Here is a 17,965-nt window from a genome sequence, read left to right as displayed (position 1 = left end):
CGGCTACACCGAATCGATGCTCTGACTCTCCTGCCGGTTTTCTCCCCTCTCCCACACTTGTGSGAGAGGGGCCGGGGGAGAGGGCGGGCGCTCGATGTGGCGCTCGCCGTCATACTCCTACTTGTTCACCATCCGCGCCGGCACCGACAGCGTCAGTGCCGCACCCACCACCAGACACGCCGCCAGCAAGTACATCCCGGAGTCCGTGCTCTGCGTCATGTCTTTCAGCCAGCCCACCGCATACGGGCTGATGAACCCAGCCAGGTTGCCCAGCGAGTTGATCAGCGCGATCCCCGCAGCCGCGCCCGTGCCAGCCAGGAAGGCGGTCGGCAGGCTCCAGAAGAGCGGCAGGGTGGTCAGGATGCCGATGGTGGCCAGCGTCAGGCCGAGCAGTGCCAGCACGGTATTGTTGTGCCATTGCACCGACAGCACCAGGCCGACTGCGCCCAGCAGCGCGGGAACGGCAATATGCCAGCGGCGTTCGCGGGTGCGGTCGGCGCTATAGGCCACCAGCACCATGCCGACCACCGCGCAGCCATAGGGGATGGCGGTGAGCAGGCCGATGTCCAGCGGGCTCTTCACGCCGGTCTGCTTGATGATGGTGGGCAGCCAGAAGCTGACGCCATACAGGCCCATCACGAAGCTGAAGTAGATMGCGCTCATCAGCCACACGCGCGGGCTGGACAGCACCTTGCCGATCGGCGCGTCTTCCTTGTGCATGTCCTCATTGGCGATATTGCGCTGGAGCAGGGCCTTCTCTTCGTTGCTCAGCCACTTGGCGTGGACGATGCGGTCGTCCAGGTAGGCCAGCACCACCAGGCCTACCAGCACCGACGGGATGCCTTCGAGCAGGAACATCCATTGCCAGCCGGACCAGCCGTTGCGGCCGTCGAACGATTGCATCATCCAGCCCGACAGCGGTCCGCCTATCACGCCGGAGAGCGCGATCGCGGTCATGAAATAGGTGGTGGTGCGCCCGCGCCGGTGCGACGGGTACCAGTAGGTCAGGTAGAGGATGATGCCGGGGAAGAAGCCGGCCTCGGCAATGCCCAGCAGGAAGCGCAGCACGTAGAACATGGTCGGCGTGGTGACGAACATCATCGCCGCCGAGATCACGCCCCAGGTGATCATGATCCGCGCGATCCAGATGCGCGCGCCGACCTTGTGCAGGATCACGTTGCTGGGCACTTCGAACAGGAAGTAGCCGATGAAGAAGATGCCCGCGCCGAGGCCGTAGATGGTCTCGCTGAATTTCAGGTCGCCGAGCATCTGCAGCTTGGCGAAGCCGACGTTGACGCGGTCCAGGTACGCCACCACGTAGCAAAGCAAAAGGAACGGCACCAGGCGCAAGGTCACCTTGCGGTAGGTGGCATCCTCGAACGCGGGATCAGCGGCGCCGGAGTGTACTGCGGTTGTTGTCATGCTGTCTCCTCTTGGATCTGTAGATCTACATGGATCTATTTTTCTGGTTGCACGATACCGCTGGGGTGGCGCCGCTTGCCGCATGCGGCGCCGGAAAGAACGTCTACGTCTGCTATGTCAGGGCGAATACCTTAGTGCGAGAACGGGCCGCGGCCGCGCAGCGCGTTGGCGACCATCATCAGCGCGAGCAGGAAGGGCAGCGCCACGTACAGGCACCAGTGCACGCGGTCACCCACGGTGTCGCCCCATTTGCGCTTGAAGACCTGCAGGCGCGGCATGGCCGAGGGGTTGGTGGCGCGCTTGTTTCTGACGTGCCACGCCATCCAGAAGAAGAAAATGGCGAAGGCGACGGACAGGAAGTTGATATTACCCATGTTGAATGGCGATGGTTTTCAGTGTGGTGAATCCGTACAGGGCTTCGAAGCCCTTCTCGCGGCCGTAGCCTGACTGCCCGCTGCCGCCAAACGGTAGCTCTACCCCGCCGCCGGCACCGTAGTTGTTGATAAAGACCTGGCCCGCGCGCAGCTTGTGCGCCAGGCGCAGCTGGCGCGCGCCATCGCGGGTCCAGATACCGGCGACCAGGCCATAGGGCGTGCCGTTGGCGAGCGCGATGGCTTCGGCCTCGGTGTCGAACGGCGTGGCCGCCAGCAGCGGGCCAAACACTTCTTCCTGCGCCAGCCGGTGCGTGGGCGGCACGTCGCGGAACAGCATCGGCACCTGGTAATAGCCGGACTCCGGCGCTTGCGCCACGATCTGGCCTTGCGCCATGGCGGTAATGCCGGCGTGCTGCGCGTCGGAGACGAAATCCCAGACGCGCTGCTGCTGCTTGCGGTTGATCAGCGGGCCGCATTCCAGGTCCAGCTCCGACGGCCCTACGCGCAAGGATTCGAATACCGTGGCCAGGCGGTCGAGCACGGCGTTGTAAAGCGGGCGTTCCACCAGCACGCGGCTGCCGGCCGAGCAGGTCTGGCCCGCGTTTTGCACGATGCCGTTGACGATGACCGGCACCAACGCGTCGATGTCCGCATCCGCAAAGACGATCTGGGGCGACTTGCCGCCGAGCTCCAGCGTGACCGGCACGTGGTTCTCGGCAGCCATCTGCGCGATCAGCTTGCCGGTCTGCGGCGAGCCGGTGAAGGAGATATGGTTGATGCCGGTGTGGCGCGCCAGTGCGGCGCCGGCTTCATGGCCGTAGCCGGTGACGATGTTCAGCGCGCCCTCGGGCAGGCCGGCCTCGGCCGCCAGTTCCGCCACGCGCAGCAGCGACAGGCAGGCGTCTTCGGCGGGCTTGACCACGCAGGCATTGCCCGTGGCCAGCGCCGCGCCCACGCTGCGCCCGAAGATCTGCAGCGGGTAGTTCCACGGGATGATGTGGCCGGTCACGCCATGCGGCTCGCGCACGGTCAGCACGGTAAAGCCGGGCTGGTAGGGGATGGTCTGGCCGTGCAGCTTGTCGACCGCGCCGGCGTAGAACTCAAAGTAGCGCGCCACGGCGCGCGCGTCGGCGGTGGCCTGGCGCAGGGGCTTGCCGGTATYGCGCGCTTCCAGCGCGGCGAGCTCGGTCTCGTGTTCGATCAGCGTCAGCGCCACGCGGTTGAGCAGGCGGGAGCGCTCGGCGGGCGCCATCGCGCCCCAGGCGCCGTCGGCGGCCTGGCGCGCGGCGTGGACGGCCACGTTGATGTCGACCGCGTTGCCGCGGGCGATTTCGGCGAAAGGCTCGCCGCTGGATGGGTCGAATACCTTGATGCGCAAGCCGGAGTCCGGCGCGATMAGGCGGTTGGCAACGAAGTGCTGGGCGTGCATTGGATGGCTCCGGCTGGATGCGACTGCCAGGTTGTGGCTGGCAGTGCGCCTGTCGATGCGACTTTCGGACAATCCGCCATTATCACTCACGGCGCGAGACGCGCAAGGCACGCGCCGCGTCAGGCCTGGGTCAGCTTCGAAACGCTATAATGCCCGCCATCCTCAAACACAGGCATCTGGAGAGCAAGCATGAGCTTCAACCTCGTTTCCCCCGGCAAGGACATCCCGAACGATTTCAACGTCATCATCGAAATCTCCGCCCAGAGCGATCCGGTGAAGTACGAAGCCGACAAGGAAACCGGCCTGCTCTTCGTCGACCGTTTCATCGGCACGGGCATGCGCTACCCGGCCAACTACGGCTTCATTCCCCAGACCCTGTCGGGCGACGGCGACCCCGTCGACGTGCTGGTGCTCTCGCCGTTCCCGATCCTGGCCGGCGCAGTGGTGCGCTGCCGCGCGCTGGGCATGCTCAAGATGACCGATGAATCGGGCGTGGACGCCAAGCTGGTCGCCGTGCCGCTGGACAAGCTGTCGCCCGCCACCGCCTTCATGAAGGGCCTGTCGGACGTGCCGCAGAACCTGCTGGACCAGATCAAGCATTTCTTTGAGAACTACAAGGCACTCGAGGCAGGCAAGTGGGTCAAGGTGGAMGGCTGGGCCGGCATTGAAGAAGCCCACAAGGAAATCACCGACGGCGTGGCGAACTACACCAAGTAAGCTCCGGCATCCAAGGTCGGTCATGCCTGAGTCCGGCGCGTGGCTGAACCGATGCTGAAAGGACCCCGCTGCGGCGGGGTTTTTTGTTGCGCCAGGCTTGATGGAAACCAAAGACGCCACAAAGCCGGTGGGTTAAGCTTCAATCACAGAACAACTCGGCAGGCAAACTGCCAAATCCCCATGTCCGCTACCTATTCGACGCCGTCCGCCATGGCACGGTATTCCGGCCCGGCGGTGTTCTTCCACTGGGCAGTGTTCCTGCTGATCGCCACCGCGTACGCGGCGATCGAGCTCAAGGATTTTCTGCCCAAGGGCAGCGCTTCCCGGGCGTTGTCGATGTCGGTGCACACATGGGCTGGCGCGCTGGTGCTCATGCTGGCGGTGCCGCGCCTGCTGTGGCGCCTGGTGCGCGGCGCGCCGGCGCCCGAGCCCGGTCCGCGCTGGATGCAGCTGCTCGGCAGTGCCATGCACCTTGTGCTCTATCTGTTCATTTTCGCGCAGCCCGTGCTGGGCCTGCTGGCCCTCAACGCCGGTGGCCACCTGCTGACGGTGCCAGGCCTTGGCATCGAGCTGCCCTCGCTGGTGGCGCAAAGCAAGGACCTGAAAGAGACCCTGGAGGAAGTCCACGGCACACTGGGCACCGCCTTCTACACGGTGATCGGGCTGCACGCCATCGCGGCGCTGTTCCACCACTACATGCTGGGCGATAACACGCTGCGACGCATGTGGCGCTAGACCCGCGCCGGGCAAGCCGCCCTAGCTGCGTGCAAACGGCGTGCGGTCGTTGAGCTCGTCCAGGTAGGCATCGATGCCCTGGCGCTCGCGCACCAGGAAACGCTCCACGGCATCGGCAAAGGACGGGTGCGCCAGCCAGTGGGCTGAGCGGGTCGCCACTGGCAGGAAGCCCCGCGCCATCTTGTGCTCGCCCTGGGCGCCGCCTTCGAAGGTGCGGATGCCCTGGGCTATGCAAAACTCCAGCGGCTGGTAGTAAGCCGTCTCGAAATGCAGGCAGGGGTGGTGCTCGAGCGCGCCCCAGTAGCGCCCGAACAGGGTGCTGCGCGCCGGATCGTCGTCGTAGACCACCAGGGACGCGGCAATCGGCTGGCCGGCACGCTCGGCCACCACCAGCAGCAGGTTCTCTGGCATGGCGGCGCCGATACGCTGGAAGAAATCCAGGTTCAGGTAGGGCGTGGAATGGTGCTCGCGGTACGTTTGCCGGTAGCAGCGGTTGAAAAAGCGCCATTGCGCCTCGTCGATCTCGGGCCCCCGCAACTGGCGGAAGGTGATGCCGGCATCGGCCACGCGGCGCCGTTCGGCGCGGATGTTCTTGCGTTTCTTTTGCGAAAGCGTGGCCAGGAACGCTTCGAAGCTCTCATAGCCCGGGTTGGTCCAGTGGAACTGCACGCCGTGGCGCATCAGCATGCCGGCGTCTTCCATCAGCGCGGCCTCGTGCTCGTCGGGAAACAGCACGTGCAGGGAGGACAGCTGGCTTTGCTGCGCCACCGCCAGCGCACATTGCAGCAGGCAGCGGCGCGCGTCTTCGTCCTCGGCCAGCAGCCGCGCACCCTGCACGGGCGTGAAGGGAAGCGCGGACAGCAGCTTGGGGTAGTAGGGCAGGCGATGCTGCGCGTAGGCGTCGGCCCAGGCCCAGTCGAACACGTATTCCCCGTAGGAGTGCGACTTCGCGTACAGCGGCATGGCCGCCGCCAGGCGCTCGCCACCCTCGGCGCGCGGCGCCCATAGCGTCAGGTAGCGCGGGCTCCAGCCGGTCTCGTCGCAGGCGCTGCCGCTGGCATGCATGGCGTGCAGGAAGGCGTGGCGCAGGAACGGCGTAGCCCCGGGCTGGGCCGCCACCAAGGTGTCCCACTCGGCCTCGGGCAGCTCGGACAGATCGAAAACGATCTGCGTGCGATAATTCTCCATCCGCTCGTGTTCCTGCCGGCCTTGTGCCGCAGCCGCCCCCGGGGTGGCCGCGTCAGGCTGGCCGGAGCCGGGCTTGAAAGATTCAGACTGCATTGCGCTAGATTTGCTCATCATCGGCGCTGCCCTCGGGCGGCGCCCTTGTTCCGGCATGGCTGCTATTGCTGATATGGCTGATCACGCCGCGCCCGCGCAGATGCGGGTGGGGCGACGGTTGAGTCTACCGGAAATGGCGCGGTGCGGCAGGCCACATCCCGCTGCCGGCAGGCAGGCTAAAATCTCTCACTAACCAACGACTATATAAGGGGCCAATATGAAGCAGATTACCGCCATCATCAAACCGTTCAAGCTGGACGAAGTGCGCGAGGCGCTGGCTGACGTCGGCGTGACCGGCCTGACGGTAACCGAGGTGAAGGGCTTTGGCCGCCAGAAGGGGCATACCGAGCTGTATCGCGGTGCTGAGTATGTGGTCGATTTCCTGCCCAAGATCAAGATCGAGGTCGTGGTTGCCGAGAACCAGCTCGACACCGTGCTGGACGCCATCGTCAAGGCAGCGCACACCGGCAAGATCGGCGACGGCAAGATCTTCGTGACCGAGATCGAGCGCGTGATCCGCATCCGCACCGGCGAGCAGGACGAAGCCGCCGTTTAAGCATTCGGGCGCTCAGGCTTTTTTAGCGGTCAGGCGCCGGCGGGCAAGCCAGGCGATCCCACGGGAGGGGGCGCCTGAATTGCCGCGGGCGTTGTTGCCTGGCCCGGCACGGCCTAGCTCGGCAACTTCCAGTCGAAGCGCACGCACAGCAGGCGCGCCGCCGTGATGGTGATGGCGCCCGCCAGCAGGGCTAGTTCCTGCTCGGCCTGCAGCCAGGTCAGGCCAACATAGACACAGCAGCCGACGAAGGCACAGGTGGCATAGGGCGAGCGGTCCCGCAGGATCATCGGCACCTCGTTGCACAACACGTCGCGCACCACGCCACCGAACACCGAAGAGATGATGCCCATCATGACCGCCACGGTCGGGGTCATCTGCGCCACCAGCGCGAGCGATGTGCCGGTGACCGAAAATAGCCCCAGGCCGATCGCATCGGCCGTGATCATGGTGCGCTCGGACGCCACCCGGCTGACCACCCGCAGCACGAACGACGCGCCGAGCGACATCACGAAGATCAAAATCACATAGCCTTCGTGGTCGACCCAGTAGAAGGGGCGGCGGTCCAGCAGCACGTCGCGCACCGTGCCGCCGCCGAAGGCGGTGGCGAACGCCACCACGAAAGTGCCCACGGCATCGAAGCGCTGCTTGCGCGCATCGACAACGCCGGAGACGGCAAAGGCGAGCACGCCCACCACTTCCATGACATGCAGGATCAGGGGCAGCCGCCCCATCAGGAGATCGAGCGGCAGATGCATCGCGCGCGTTGTCTCAGGCGTGCGGCTGGCGCAGCAGCACCATCAKCGCACCGGCGCCACCCTCGGCGCCGCGTGCCTGCACGAAGGCCAGCACTTCTTCCTTCTGTACCAGCCAGCTGCGCACCTTGCCCTTGAGCACGGGTGTCTTGTCCGGCGAGCCGTTGCCCTTGCCGTGGATCACGCGCACGCAGCGCACGCCACGCTTGACCGAGCGCCRCACGAACTCCGCCAGTGCCTCGCGCGCTTCTTCGCTGCGCAGGCCGTGCAGGTCGATCTTGTCCTGGGGCACCCATTCGCCGCGGCGCAGCTTCTTGACCACGTCCATGCCGATGCCGGGGCGGCGGAACGAAAGGGTTTCGTCGGTATCGAGCAGGCTCTCGACGTCGAACTCGTCGGAAAGCGATGCGGCCAGCACGGCTTTGTCGTCCAGCTGGGTTTGTACCGGCACGGGCGCCGGGCGGCGGGGTGCGGGAGTGACGCGGTTGCGGTCGCGCAGGGTGTTGACGTTGCCTACGCTGCTGCGGAATACGTCGGCTTCTTCGCGGGCGCGCTGTGCCGCTTCGTCCGCCGCGCGGCGCTCGGCTTCGCGCCGCTCGGTGTCGGCCTTGAGGGAGTCGCGCAAGCCGGACAGGTCGGTCAGGCCGAAACGCTTGGGCGGGCTGGCGGCGGGGGCGGGCTTGGCGGGTTTGGTGGGCTTTCTGGCGCCGTGCGTCATGGCGTGTCTCCGGGGTGCTCGGCGTGATTATAGGGTGGCAGGGCGTGGCGCGGCTGGCGCGCGCGGCGGCATCACCGGCTTGAAAAAGACAAAGGCCGGGCAAGCCCGGCCTGAGCCTTTCGTCTTAGTCCCTTTACTGCAGGGCTTCCACGTAGCGCTGTGCATCCAGGGCTGCCATGCAGCCCGTGCCTGCGCTGGTGATCGCCTGGCGATAGATGTGGTCCTGCACGTCGCCGGCCGCGAACACGCCCGGGATGCTGGTGGCCGTGGCATCGCCGGCCAGGCCGCTCTTGGTGACGATATAGCCGTTGCGCATCTCGAGCTGGCCTTCGAACAGGTCGGTGTTCGGCTTGTGCCCGATGGCCACGAACACGCCCGCCAGCTTGAGGTCTTCGACCGTGTTGGTGTTCACGTTGCGCACCTTCAGGCCCGTCACGCCGGAGTCGTCGCCGGTCACTTCTTCCAGCACGGAGTTCCAGCGGATTTCCACGCGGCCTTCCTTCTCGCGCTGCAGCAGGCGGTCGACCAGGATCGGCTCGGCGCGGAACTTGTCGCGGCGATGCAGCACGGTCACCTTGCTGGCGATCTGCGACAGGTAGAGGGCTTCTTCCACAGCGGTGTTGCCGCCGCCGACCACGGCCACTTCCTGGTTTTTGTAGAAGAAACCGTCGCAGGTGGCGCAGGCCGACACGCCGCGGCCCATGAACAGCTCTTCCGACGGCAGGCCGAGGTACTGCGCCGAGGCGCCGGTGGCGATGATCAGTGAATCGCAGGTGTATTCACCGGCATCGCCCACCAGGCGGATCGGGCGTTCGGTCAGCTTCGCGGTATGGATGTGATCGAAGATGATTTCGGTGTTGAAGCGTTCGGCATGCTCCAGGAAGCGCTGCATCAGTTCCGGGCCTTGCACGCCGTTAGCGTCGGCGGGCCAGTTTTCCACGTCGGTGGTGGTCATCAGCTGGCCACCCTGGGCCAAGCCGGTGATCAGCACCGGCTGCAGGTTGGCGCGGGCCGCATAGACGGCGGCGGTATAGCCGGCGGGGCCGGAACCGAGAATCAGCACTTTTGCGTGTTTGGCCATGATGCTTTCCTATGGCTGGTGCGCCTTGATGCGCACCAGCGTGAATCGAAACCAGCATTATAAGTGGACCGGCGTTTGCTCACTGTTGCAAATTCCAATGAGAGCGATAGCCCCGGCCAAGGTTAAAATGGCCGGCAAACCAATCTTCACATGGCAACCCAGACCCAAGGCATGGCCCGAGCTACTACCACAACACGTACCGATCCTTCCGCGCTGCCCTCGCGCATCGGCAAGCTGCTGGGCGAAGTGCGCTGGTTCCTGTTGCTGGCGGTCACATTGGCCTTCGTCTGCATCCTGGCCAGCTACAGCAAGGCGGACCCCGGCTGGTCGCACGCCAACCAGGTGGCCGACATCCACAACCTCGGCGGCCGTGTGGGCRCCTGGATGGCCGATGTGCTGTTCTTCATCTTCGGCTTCTCCGCCTACTGGTGGGCGGTGTTGCTGGTGCGCCGCTGCTGGCGCGGCTGGCGCGCGCTGACCGCCGAGCTGCCCGAGCGCAACGGCGAGGCCCGGCAGGGCCTGGTGGTGAGCTGGATCGGCTTTGGCCTGTCGCTGACCGCCAGCATGGGCCTGGAGGCCATCCGCATGTATCCGCTGCGCGCTGCGCTGCCACGCGCCCCGGGCGGCGTGCTGGGCGACCTGCTCGGTGGCTGGATGCAGATGGCGCTGGGCTTTACCGGCGCCACGCTGCTGCTCTTGCTGACGCTGGCCATCGGCCTGTCGCTGTTCTTCCATTTCTCGTGGCTGTCGGTGGCCGAGCACGTGGGCGGCTTCGTCGAGACGCTCTTCCTCGGTTTCAAGGCGCGCCGCGAAAGCAAGCAGGACCGCATCATCGGCGAGGCGGCCAAGGTCGTGCGCACCGAAACCGTGGAAGTGCAGCGGGTCAAGATCGAGGAGGCCACGCCGGTACAGATCGTGCGGCCCCAGGCGGTGCCCAAGCACGAACGCGTGGAGCGCGAGAAGCAGCAGCCGCTGTTCGCCGATATCCAGGACTCCGACCTGCCGCCGCTGGCGCTGCTGGACCCCATCCCCACGCACCAGGAAACCGTCAGCGCCGAAACGCTGGAATTCACCTCGCGCCTGATCGAGAAGAAGCTCAAGGACTTCGGTGTCGAGGTCAAGGTGGTGGCGGCCTACCCGGGCCCGGTCATCACCCGCTACGAGATCGAGCCGGCCACCGGCGTCAAGGGCAGCCAGGTGGTCAACCTGGCGCGCGACCTGGCGCGATCGCTGTCGCTGGTCTCCATCCGGGTGGTGGAAACCATCCCCGGCAAGATCTACATGGGGCTGGAACTGCCCAACCCCAAGCGCCAGACGGTGCGGCTGTCCGAGATCCTCGGCTCGCAGGTCTACAACGAGAGCGCGTCCAACCTCACGATGGCGCTGGGCAAGGACATCGCCGGCAAGCCCATGGTGGCGGATCTGGCCAAGATGCCGCACTGCATGGTGGCGGGCACCACCGGCTCCGGCAAGTCGGTTGGCATCAACGCCATGATCCTGTCTCTGCTCTACAAGGCCAAGGCCGAGCAGGTCAGGCTGATCCTGATCGACCCGAAGATGCTGGAGATGAGCGTCTACGAAGGCATCCCGCATCTGTTGTGCCCGGTGGTGACCGACATGCGCCAGGCCGGCAACGCCCTGAACTGGGCGGTCGGCGAGATGGAGCGGCGCTACAAGCTGATGAGCAAGCTGGGCGTGCGCAACCTGGCCGGCTACAACAAGAAGATCGACGAAGCCGCCGCACGCGAGGAAAAGCTTCCCAACCCGTTCAGCCTGACGCCGGACGCACCCGAGCCGCTCGAGAAGCTGCCGATGATCGTGATTGTGATTGACGAGCTGGCCGACCTGATGATGGTGGTGGGCAAGAAGGTGGAAGAGCTCATCGCGCGCATCGCGCAGAAGGCCCGTGCCGCCGGCATCCACCTGGTGCTGGCCACGCAGCGTCCGTCGGTCGACGTGATTACCGGCCTGATCAAGGCYAAYGTGCCGACSCGSATCGCSTTCCAGGTCAGCAGCAAGATCGAYTCGCGCACCATTCTCGACCAGCAGGGCGCGGAAGCGTTGCTCGGCATGGGCGACATGCTCTACCTGGCGCCGGGCACCGGCGTGCCGATCCGCGTGCACGGCGCCTTTGTCTCCGACGATGAAGTGCACCGCGTGGTCGAAAAGCTCAAGGAAGGCGGCGAGACCAACTACATCGAGGGGATTCTCGAAGGCGGTGTGGCCGAGGGCGACCTGGGCGGCGATGGCATGGGCGGTGGCGCCGGCATTGGCGGCGGCGGCGAGGCCGATCCGCTCTACGACCAGGCTGTCGACGTGGTGCTGAAGAACCGCCGCGCCTCGATCTCCCTGGTGCAGCGCCACCTGCGCATCGGCTATAACCGTGCCGCGCGGCTGCTGGAGGACATGGAAAAGGCTGGCCTGGTTTCCGCCATGTCGGGCAACGGCAATCGCGACATACTGGCCCCGGCAGGCACCGCCCGCGAGGAAGAATAAGCTGCCGCGCGTAACATGCCGTTACGTGCGAAGCACATCGTTGCGGAATCCGGCGCCCGCGCACCGCTCTAACCGGACAGGCAGTGCAGCCGCCCCGGCGGTGCGCACCCTCCAACCCAGCAAGGACAACACCATGCGAATCCGCATTCTCGTGTCGGCATGCGCTGCGGTGGCCATGCTGTCGCTGACAGCGACGGCGGCCATGGCGGCCGGCACCGACCAGCTCCAGGCCTTCGTGGCGGGCGTGAAGAGCGCCAAGGGCGAATTCACCCAGCGCCAGGTCAAGGGGCAGGGCGACAGCCTCAAGGTGGCCAGCACCTCCAGCGGCACCTTCGCTTTTTCGCGCCCTGGCAAGTTCACCTGGCGCTACGTCAAGCCGTACGACCAGTTGCTGCAGGCAGACGGCCAGACACTCTACATCTACGACAAGGACCTCAACCAGGTCACCGAGCGCAAGCTCGATGGCGCCCTGGGGTCCAGCCCCGCCGCGATCCTGTTCGGCAGCAATGACCTGGAAAAGAACTTTGTCGTGAAGAACGGCCCCACGCGCGACGGCGTGGAGTGGCTGGAGCTCACGCCGAGAGCCAAGGACACGCAGTTCGAGCGCATCGGCATCGGCTTCAAGGGCGGCAACCTGGAAGCGATGGAACTGCGTGATGCCTTCGGCAACACGACGCTCCTGACCTTCAGCGCGATGCAGAAGAATCCCGTGCTGCCGGCCGACACCTTCCGGTTCGCGGTGCCCAAGGGCGCCGATGTGCTCAAGCAATGAGGCGCGCCATGATCCCCGCATTCCCGACCCGGCCGGCCTGGCGCCGTTGCGGTGCCATTGCTGGCATTGCCGCCGCTGCGTTGCTGGCCGCCTGCGCCGGCCCCGGCGCCAGCAAGCAGTTCGATGTGGATGCCTTCCTGCGCGCCTCCGATACGGCGCTGCCGGAAGTGCTTGCCAATCCGGATTTTCTCTCTGCCACGCAGGCTAGCGCTAACGATTGCGCCGTGCTGCTGCAGTCGGCCAACAGCGGCGTGCTGGAAGGGCTGCCGCCCACCAGCGGCGGACATGGGCCAGCCTGGCTGCTGCATCCGGCTGGCGCCCCGGCCAAGGTGTGGCTGGTGGTCGGCAAGGCCGGCGGCGAGCGGACCTGCCATGGGCCGTTGCCTGCCGATGCCATGAAGGCATTGGTGGAGCGCGCCAGTACCTGAAGTGTGATGCACGGATAACGCCGGGCGCAATCGAAGACCCGGCGGTATCCGTCATCCCGGTCCGCGTTTCAGCGTCTCAATCCGCACTTTTACCTCCCCGGGCTTGCAGCGAGAAAAATGACAACGTTGTAACTTGACTGTCGAAACGGGAATGATTATTGTTTCCAGCTTGTCTTGTCCAGAATGCATGCATGGCATCGTCAGGACGGCATACAACAATCATCGAAGGGKAGAKTCATGACCAAATTCCGCCGCTTGATGCCACGGGCCACAGCGCTCGCCGCGCTCGCTGTTCTGGCACTGCCGCTCGCCGCGCACGCACAGGAAAAGGTGCTGAACCTTTACACCGCGCGCCACTACCAGACCGACGAAGCGCTATACGCCAACTTCACCAAGCAGACCGGCATCAAGATCAACCGCATCGAAGGCCAGGAAGACCCGCTGCTGGAGCGCATCAAGAGCGAGGGCGCCAACAGCCCGGCCGATGTGTTCATCACCGTCGACATCGGCCGGCTGTGGCGGGCCCAGCAGGCGGGCGTGTTCGCGCCGCTCAAATCGAGCGTGCTGGAGTCGCGCATCCCCGCCAACTACCGCGACCCGAACGGCGACTGGTTCGGCTTCTCGGCACGGGCCCGCGTCATCGCCTATAACAAGGCCGCGGTCAAGCCCGGCGACATCAAGACCTACGAAGATCTCGCCGATCCCAAGTGGAAGGGCAAGCTGTGCATCCGCTCYAGCGGCCACGTGTACAACCTGTCGCTGATGTCCAGCCTGATCGCCCATGATGGCGAGGCCAAGACCGAGCAATGGACGCGCGGCGTGGTGGCCAACCTGGCCCGCGCGCCCAAGGGCGGCGACACCGACCAGCTCAAGGCCGTGGCGGCGGGAGAGTGCGATATCGCGGTGGCCAACACCTACTACATCGCCCGCATCCTCAAGTCGGCCAAGCCCGAGGACAAGGCCGTGGCGGAGAAGCTTGGCGTGCTGTGGCCCAATCAGGCCAGCCAGGGCGTGCACATGAACATCTCCGGCGGCGGCATGCTCAAGCATGCGCCCAACAAGGATTCCGCGCGCGCGTTCCTGGAGTACCTGGCCAGCGATGACGCGCAGCGCTATTTCGCCGATGGCAACAACGAGTGGCCCGTGGTGGAAAGCGTGAAGATCAGCAATCCGGCGCTGGAAGCGCTGGGCAGCTTCAAGGCGGACAAGATCAGCGTGGCCGAACTGGGCAAGCACCAGCCGCAAGCGCAGAAGCTGGCGGACAAGGCCGGCTACAAGTAAGACAGCAAGTAGGAAAGCAAGTAGGAAAGCAAGTAGGAAAGCAAGTAGGAAAGCAAGAAGACGCCGGCACGGCCTGGCCGGCTGGACGGAAATGGCGGCGTGAGCCGCCATTTCCCATTTCTACGGCTTGGGCACGGGCCTGGCTTTGGACCCTGGCCCCTTGGCGGCGTTGCTCTCGCCGCCTTCGCCAGGCTCAAGGCGCCGGAAGTTCAGCTTAGCGCCGCGCTCCCTGTGCTTCTCGAAGGTCACCTTCAGCTGCTCGCGCCGCTTCTTGTGCGAGTGGCCCAACGTGCCAGCCGCGTACGGCAGCTTGGCCACCACCTTGCCCGCGGTCTGGCGCGCCAGGAGCACGTCCAGCGCTTGCCGCGCGCGTACCTGGGCGTGCAGCAGCGCGTCCGAAGGATTGGCCTTGGCGCGGTTCATGTCGTAAGGCAACATGACCGGCCCCGCAAGCTGGCGCAGCGCTGCGCGGATGTGCGGGCTGTCCAGCCCGGCCTCGTGGAGCACCCATGCCGCGTCATGGCGCAGCCACGGCTCCGGGTCGCCGAGCTTGCGCAGCAGGGCAAGCGAGATATCTGCCTGGCGGTAGCCATGCGCGCGCCGTACCGCGTTGAGCGCGATGCGCCTGACATGGGAGTTCTCGTGATCGAACAGGTCCGCCACCAGGCGCTCGACCATGCCCGGTTTTTCCAGTTGCTCAGCCAGTTGGCCCGCCAGGGCGATTTCCTCGACGGCGCTGATCCGGTCTTGCCGGGTCATCCGGTTCAGCTTGAACACGAGCATGCGGTAACGAAGCTGCATAACACTCCCTGAAAACGCTGCGAACAAATGCCGGGCAAGGATTGCGGCCGGCACAGTCATGGTGCGGCGCGAAGCACGCCAGCGGTGGGGGCAGACMGCCTGGCTCGCGCGAGAAAGGGTGCGGTGGGCCGGGGCGCAGCTTCGGACTAGGGGGATATCGGCAAGACGTTGAAGAACTTTAGGAAAATGCGTGGGCGACTTGGCCGGCCTATTCCCGCGCATCCCGCCGTATCGAGCGCGACAGCAGGATCACCGGCAGCAGGCCCACCGCCACGATCACCAGCGAGGCGGTGGCGGCCTCGGCCAGCCGCTCGTCGGAGGCCAGGTTGTATGCCTGCACGGCTAGCGTGTCGAAATTGAACGGCCGCATCACGAAGGTGGCGGGCAGCTCTTTCATGACGTCGACGAAGACGATCAGCGCCGCGGTCAGCAGGCTGCCGCGCAGCATCGGCAGGTGCACGCGCCGCAGCGTGKCGCCGGGGCCGTCGCCCAGGCTGCGCGCCGCCGCGTCCATGCCCGGCGTGATCTTGACCAGGCCGGCGTTGACGGTTTGCAGCGCCACGCCCAGAAAGCGCACCAGGTAGGCATAGACCAGTGCGGCAATGCCGCCGGTCAGCAGGAGCCCGGCCGACCATCCCAGATGCTGCTGCAGCCACGCCGACATGGCGTTGTCCAGCCGCGCCACCGGCACCAGCACGCCGACCGCGACCACCGAGCCCGGCAGGGCATAGCCCATGCCGCACACCCGGGTCAGCGCACGCAGCAGCCAGCCCCGGCCGGCGGCCATGCCGCGCCCGGCATAGCCGATCACCAGCGCGGCCATCACCGCGATCAGCGCGGTCACGCTGGCCAGCAGGAAGCTATTGCGCACCAGGCCGATAAAGCGCGGGCCGAACTGCGCGTCACCTTCGGCCAGCGCCATCTTGCACAGCATCAGCGCCGGGATGGCAAAGCCCAGCAGCACCGGCACCACGCATACCAGCAGCGCCAGCGCCGCGCGCCAGCCATGCAGCCGGTATGCCGGCGCGCGGCGCTGGCCGCCGTGCACGCGGGCGCGGCCCCGGCTGGCGCGCTCGACCAGCAGGATGCCGATCACGAACAGCAACATGCAGGCCGACAACTGCGCCGCCGCGTTCTTGTCGCCCAGCGAGAACCAGGCGCGGTAGATGCCCGTGGAGAAGGTCGGGATGCCGAAGTAGGCCACCGTGCCGAAATCGGCCAGCGTCTCCATCAGCGCCAGCGCTGTGCCGGCCACGATGCCGGGGCGCGCCAGTGGCAGCATCACGCGCCAGACGCTGCCCCAGGTGCCATAGCCAAGCAGCCTTGCCGCTTCCAGCGTGTTCAGGGTTTGCTGCAGGAAGGCCGCGCGCGCGGTCAGGTAGACGTAGGGATAGAGCACCAGCGTGAACAACACGATGGCGCCGCCCAGCGAGCGGATATCCGGGAACCAGTACTCCCGGGCACGCCAGCCGGTCAGCTCACGCAGCCAGCTTTGCACCGGGCCGGCGAACTGCAGGGCATCGGTATAGGCGTAGGCGATGACATAGGCCGGCATCGCCAGCGGCAGCACCAGCGCCCATTCCAGCCAGGCCCGCCCGGCGAACCGGTAGGTGCTGACCAGCCACGCGGTGGGCACGCCCACCAGCAGCACGCCGGCGCAGACGCCGGCCAGCAGCCACAGCGTATTGCCAACGTACTCGGACAGGACCGTGTCGGCCAGATGCCGCCAGGTGTCGCCGCTGGGCTCGAGCAGGCTGCCTGCCACCTGCGCGATCGGCAGCGCGATCAGCAGCGCGGCCAGGGCGGCAACCAAGGCTAGCGGGTGCAGGCGGCGGGTACGGCTAGGGCGAAGCAGGCTCATGCGGCAGCGGTGTGGGTGTCGGTATGGGTGCGGGACAGGGCGAGGCCCGGCGGCGGGGCGCGGTCGGCAGGCTTTCGGGCAAGCCCCGCATTCTAGCAATGCGGATACGCCGGGCGGCGCGTCGCATGTGACAGACATCCAGGGCCTGCGTCCATATAATGCTCGGCATGCCAGGCCACCCGCATTCCAATACATCCATGCCAGCACGATCCGATATCGTGATCGAGGTCGATCGCATCCACCATGGCTTTGGCAGCCAGCGCGTTGTCAACGACCTGTCCTTCACCCTCGCGCGCGGCAGCATCGCCTGCCTGCTCGGCCCCAGCGGCTGCGGCAAGACCACGGTGCTGCGCGCCATCGCCGGATTCGAGCCGCTGCGCGAAGGCCGCATCCTGCTGCAGGGGCAGGTGATGTCGTCGCCGGGGTTTGCCGTGGCGCCCGAGCACCGGCGCATCGGCATGGTGTTCCAGGATTACGCCTTGTTCCCGCACCTGAGCGTGGCGGACAACATCGCCTTCGGGCTGCATGCCGTGCGCCGCGGAGAACGCGCGGCGCGGGTGGAGGAAATGCTCACGCTGGTGGGCCTGGCCGGATCCGGCGGCAAGTTCCCGCACGAGCTCTCGGGCGGCCAGCAGCAGCGTGTGGCGCTGGCCCGTGCACTGGCGCCGAAGCCGGAGCTGCTGCTGCTCGACGAGCCGTTCTCCAATCTCGACGTCGACCTGCGCGAGCGCCTGAGCCTGGAGGTGCGCGACATCCTCAAGGCCCAGGGCGCCACCGCCATTCTGGTCACCCACGACCAGTACGAAGCCTTTGCCATGGCCGACGAGATCGGCGTGATGCACGCCGGCGCCATCGAGCAGTGGGACAGCGCGCACAACCTCTATCACCGGCCGGCCACGCGCGTGGTCGCGGACTTCATCGGGCAGGGCGTGCTGATGCCGGGCCAGCTTGCCAGCCCGCACTCGGTCATGCTGGAACTCGGCACGCTGCAGAGCCGCGAGCCGTTGGGCGTACCACCCGCAACGACAGAGGTCGATGTGCTGATCCGTCCCGACGATATCGTGCACGACGATGACAGCCCGCTGCGCGCGAAAATCCTGCACAAGGCCTTTCGCGGCGCCGAGATCCTGTACACGCTACGCCTGGCCGGCGGCGGCCAGGTGTTGTCGCTGGTGCCTTCGCATCACKACCATGCGCTCGGCGAGCACATCGGCATTCGCGTGGAGGTGGACGACGTGGTGGCGTTCCGGCGCGGCTGAGC

General features: G+C 66.2%; 17 protein-coding genes. 8 read left to right on the top strand and 9 right to left on the bottom strand.

From position 1 onward, the window contains the following. Nucleotides 1-117 precede the first annotated feature (117 nt). The 3 genes from AC1DS3_RS11175 to AC1DS3_RS11165 all read right to left on the bottom strand — a co-directional run bounded on the left by AC1DS3_RS11175 (nucleotide 118) and on the right by AC1DS3_RS11165 (nucleotide 3,225). Nucleotides 118-1,422: an MFS transporter gene (locus AC1DS3_RS11175; RefSeq protein ID WP_441640804.1), complete on the bottom strand. Its 1,305-nt coding sequence runs from the start codon at nucleotides 1,420-1,422 to the stop codon at nucleotides 118-120. Nucleotides 1,423-1,553: 131 nt separating this feature from the next. Beyond that, on the bottom strand, nucleotides 1,554-1,796 hold the full coding sequence (locus tag AC1DS3_RS11170; RefSeq protein ID WP_006162792.1) for a hypothetical protein: 243 nt from the start codon (nucleotides 1,794-1,796) through the stop codon (nucleotides 1,554-1,556). Further along, the gene (locus tag AC1DS3_RS11165) at nucleotides 1,789-3,225 is read right to left on the bottom strand and encodes an aldehyde dehydrogenase family protein (protein WP_477127168.1); all 1,437 of its coding nucleotides are present in this window, start codon (nucleotides 3,223-3,225) and stop codon (nucleotides 1,789-1,791) included. The genes AC1DS3_RS11170 and AC1DS3_RS11165 overlap by 8 nt, the downstream gene beginning before the upstream one ends. Before the next feature lie 189 nt (nucleotides 3,226-3,414). Here AC1DS3_RS11165 and ppa point away from each other — a divergent pair, with 189 nt between their 5' ends. Together ppa and AC1DS3_RS11155 are read left to right on the top strand one after the other, a co-directional pair. Further along, the gene (gene ppa / locus AC1DS3_RS11160) at nucleotides 3,415-3,942 is read left to right on the top strand and encodes an inorganic diphosphatase (protein ID WP_477127167.1); all 528 of its coding nucleotides are present in this window, start codon (nucleotides 3,415-3,417) and stop codon (nucleotides 3,940-3,942) included. Between the two features lie 180 nt (nucleotides 3,943-4,122). Beyond that, a complete protein-coding gene (locus AC1DS3_RS11155) occupies nucleotides 4,123-4,677 on the top strand; it encodes a cytochrome b (RefSeq protein ID WP_441640802.1) in 555 nt (184 codons plus the stop codon). A 21-nt stretch (nucleotides 4,678-4,698) separates the two neighbouring features. Here AC1DS3_RS11155 and AC1DS3_RS11150 read toward each other — a convergent pair whose 3' ends face one another. After that, a complete protein-coding gene (locus AC1DS3_RS11150; protein ID WP_441640801.1) occupies nucleotides 4,699-5,958 on the bottom strand; it encodes a GNAT family N-acetyltransferase in 1,260 nt (419 codons plus the stop codon). Between the two features lie 217 nt (nucleotides 5,959-6,175). Between AC1DS3_RS11150 and glnK the strand changes: the two genes are divergently transcribed. Then, nucleotides 6,176-6,514 (top strand): P-II family nitrogen regulator, encoded by a 339-nt coding sequence (glnK, locus tag AC1DS3_RS11145; RefSeq protein WP_006162803.1) that lies wholly within the window; start codon nucleotides 6,176-6,178, stop codon nucleotides 6,512-6,514. A 113-nt stretch (nucleotides 6,515-6,627) separates the two neighbouring features. On the opposite strand, the gene AC1DS3_RS11140 is transcribed toward glnK, so the two are convergent. The 3 genes from AC1DS3_RS11140 to trxB form a co-directional block, all read right to left on the bottom strand. Further along, nucleotides 6,628-7,269, bottom strand: coding sequence for a trimeric intracellular cation channel family protein (locus AC1DS3_RS11140; protein WP_441640800.1), 642 nt, complete (start codon nucleotides 7,267-7,269; stop codon nucleotides 6,628-6,630). Between the two features lie 13 nt (nucleotides 7,270-7,282). Continuing rightward, nucleotides 7,283-7,984 (bottom strand): Smr/MutS family protein, encoded by a 702-nt coding sequence (locus tag AC1DS3_RS11135; RefSeq protein ID WP_477127166.1) that lies wholly within the window; start codon nucleotides 7,982-7,984, stop codon nucleotides 7,283-7,285. Between the two features lie 133 nt (nucleotides 7,985-8,117). Next, entirely contained in the window at nucleotides 8,118-9,065 is a 948-nt protein-coding gene (gene trxB, locus AC1DS3_RS11130) for a thioredoxin-disulfide reductase (protein ID WP_441640798.1), read from the bottom strand. Between the two features lie 171 nt (nucleotides 9,066-9,236). Here trxB and AC1DS3_RS11125 point away from each other — a divergent pair, with 171 nt between their 5' ends. The 4 genes from AC1DS3_RS11125 (at nucleotide 9,237) to AC1DS3_RS11110 (ending at nucleotide 14,042) form a co-directional block, all read left to right on the top strand. After that, nucleotides 9,237-11,561 (top strand): DNA translocase FtsK, encoded by a 2,325-nt coding sequence (locus AC1DS3_RS11125; RefSeq protein WP_477127169.1) that lies wholly within the window; start codon nucleotides 9,237-9,239, stop codon nucleotides 11,559-11,561. A 133-nt stretch (nucleotides 11,562-11,694) separates the two neighbouring features. After that, nucleotides 11,695-12,333: an outer membrane lipoprotein chaperone LolA gene (gene lolA, locus AC1DS3_RS11120; protein WP_441640797.1), complete on the top strand. Its 639-nt coding sequence runs from the start codon at nucleotides 11,695-11,697 to the stop codon at nucleotides 12,331-12,333. Nucleotides 12,334-12,341: 8 nt separating this feature from the next. Then, nucleotides 12,342-12,761, top strand: a complete 420-nt coding sequence (locus tag AC1DS3_RS11115) for a hypothetical protein (protein ID WP_477109629.1) — start codon at nucleotides 12,342-12,344, stop codon at nucleotides 12,759-12,761. 237 nt (nucleotides 12,762-12,998) lie between these two features. Beyond that, a complete protein-coding gene (locus tag AC1DS3_RS11110; RefSeq protein ID WP_441640795.1) occupies nucleotides 12,999-14,042 on the top strand; it encodes a Fe(3+) ABC transporter substrate-binding protein in 1,044 nt (347 codons plus the stop codon). Between the two features lie 120 nt (nucleotides 14,043-14,162). Here the strand turns inward: AC1DS3_RS11110 and AC1DS3_RS11105 are convergent, their stop codons facing one another. Then, the gene (locus AC1DS3_RS11105) at nucleotides 14,163-14,843 is read right to left on the bottom strand and encodes a hypothetical protein (RefSeq protein WP_441640794.1); all 681 of its coding nucleotides are present in this window, start codon (nucleotides 14,841-14,843) and stop codon (nucleotides 14,163-14,165) included. 208 nt (nucleotides 14,844-15,051) lie between these two features. Next, complete coding sequence (locus tag AC1DS3_RS11100; protein WP_477127165.1) at nucleotides 15,052-16,704, bottom strand: ABC transporter permease; 1,653 nt, start codon at nucleotides 16,702-16,704, stop codon at nucleotides 15,052-15,054. Between the two features lie 197 nt (nucleotides 16,705-16,901). Between AC1DS3_RS11100 and AC1DS3_RS11095 the strand changes: the two genes are divergently transcribed. Beyond that, nucleotides 16,902-17,963 carry an ABC transporter ATP-binding protein gene (locus tag AC1DS3_RS11095; RefSeq protein WP_477127164.1) on the top strand — a complete coding sequence of 354 codons (1,062 nt, stop codon included), beginning with the start codon at nucleotides 16,902-16,904 and terminating at the stop codon, nucleotides 17,961-17,963. Nucleotides 17,964-17,965: the final 2 nt, after the last annotated feature.

It is taken from the genome of Cupriavidus sp. 01L46 (assembly GCF_056399905.1).
This window is presented reverse-complemented; position numbering and strand designations above follow the sequence as displayed.

Bases quoted from the DNA above. Each gene is read 5' to 3' on its own strand.
- AC1DS3_RS11140 (WP_441640800.1), bottom strand. From the start codon at position 7,269: ATGCATCTGCCGCTCGATCTCCTGATGGGGCGGCTGCCCCTGATCCTG.
- lolA (WP_441640797.1), top strand. From the start codon at position 11,695: ATGCGAATCCGCATTCTCGTGTCGGCATGCGCTGCGGTGGCCATGCTG.
- AC1DS3_RS11105 (WP_441640794.1), bottom strand. From the start codon at position 14,843: ATGCAGCTTCGTTACCGCATGCTCGTGTTCAAGCTGAACCGGATGACC.
- AC1DS3_RS11115 (WP_477109629.1), top strand. From the start codon at position 12,342: ATGATCCCCGCATTCCCGACCCGGCCGGCCTGGCGCCGTTGCGGTGCC.
- trxB (WP_441640798.1), bottom strand. From the start codon at position 9,065: ATGGCCAAACACGCAAAAGTGCTGATTCTCGGTTCCGGCCCCGCCGGC.
- glnK (WP_006162803.1), top strand. From the start codon at position 6,176: ATGAAGCAGATTACCGCCATCATCAAACCGTTCAAGCTGGACGAAGTG.
- AC1DS3_RS11170 (WP_006162792.1), bottom strand. From the start codon at position 1,796: ATGGGTAATATCAACTTCCTGTCCGTCGCCTTCGCCATTTTCTTCTTC.
- AC1DS3_RS11155 (WP_441640802.1), top strand. From the start codon at position 4,123: ATGTCCGCTACCTATTCGACGCCGTCCGCCATGGCACGGTATTCCGGC.
- AC1DS3_RS11150 (WP_441640801.1), bottom strand. From the start codon at position 5,958: ATGCAGTCTGAATCTTTCAAGCCCGGCTCCGGCCAGCCTGACGCGGCC.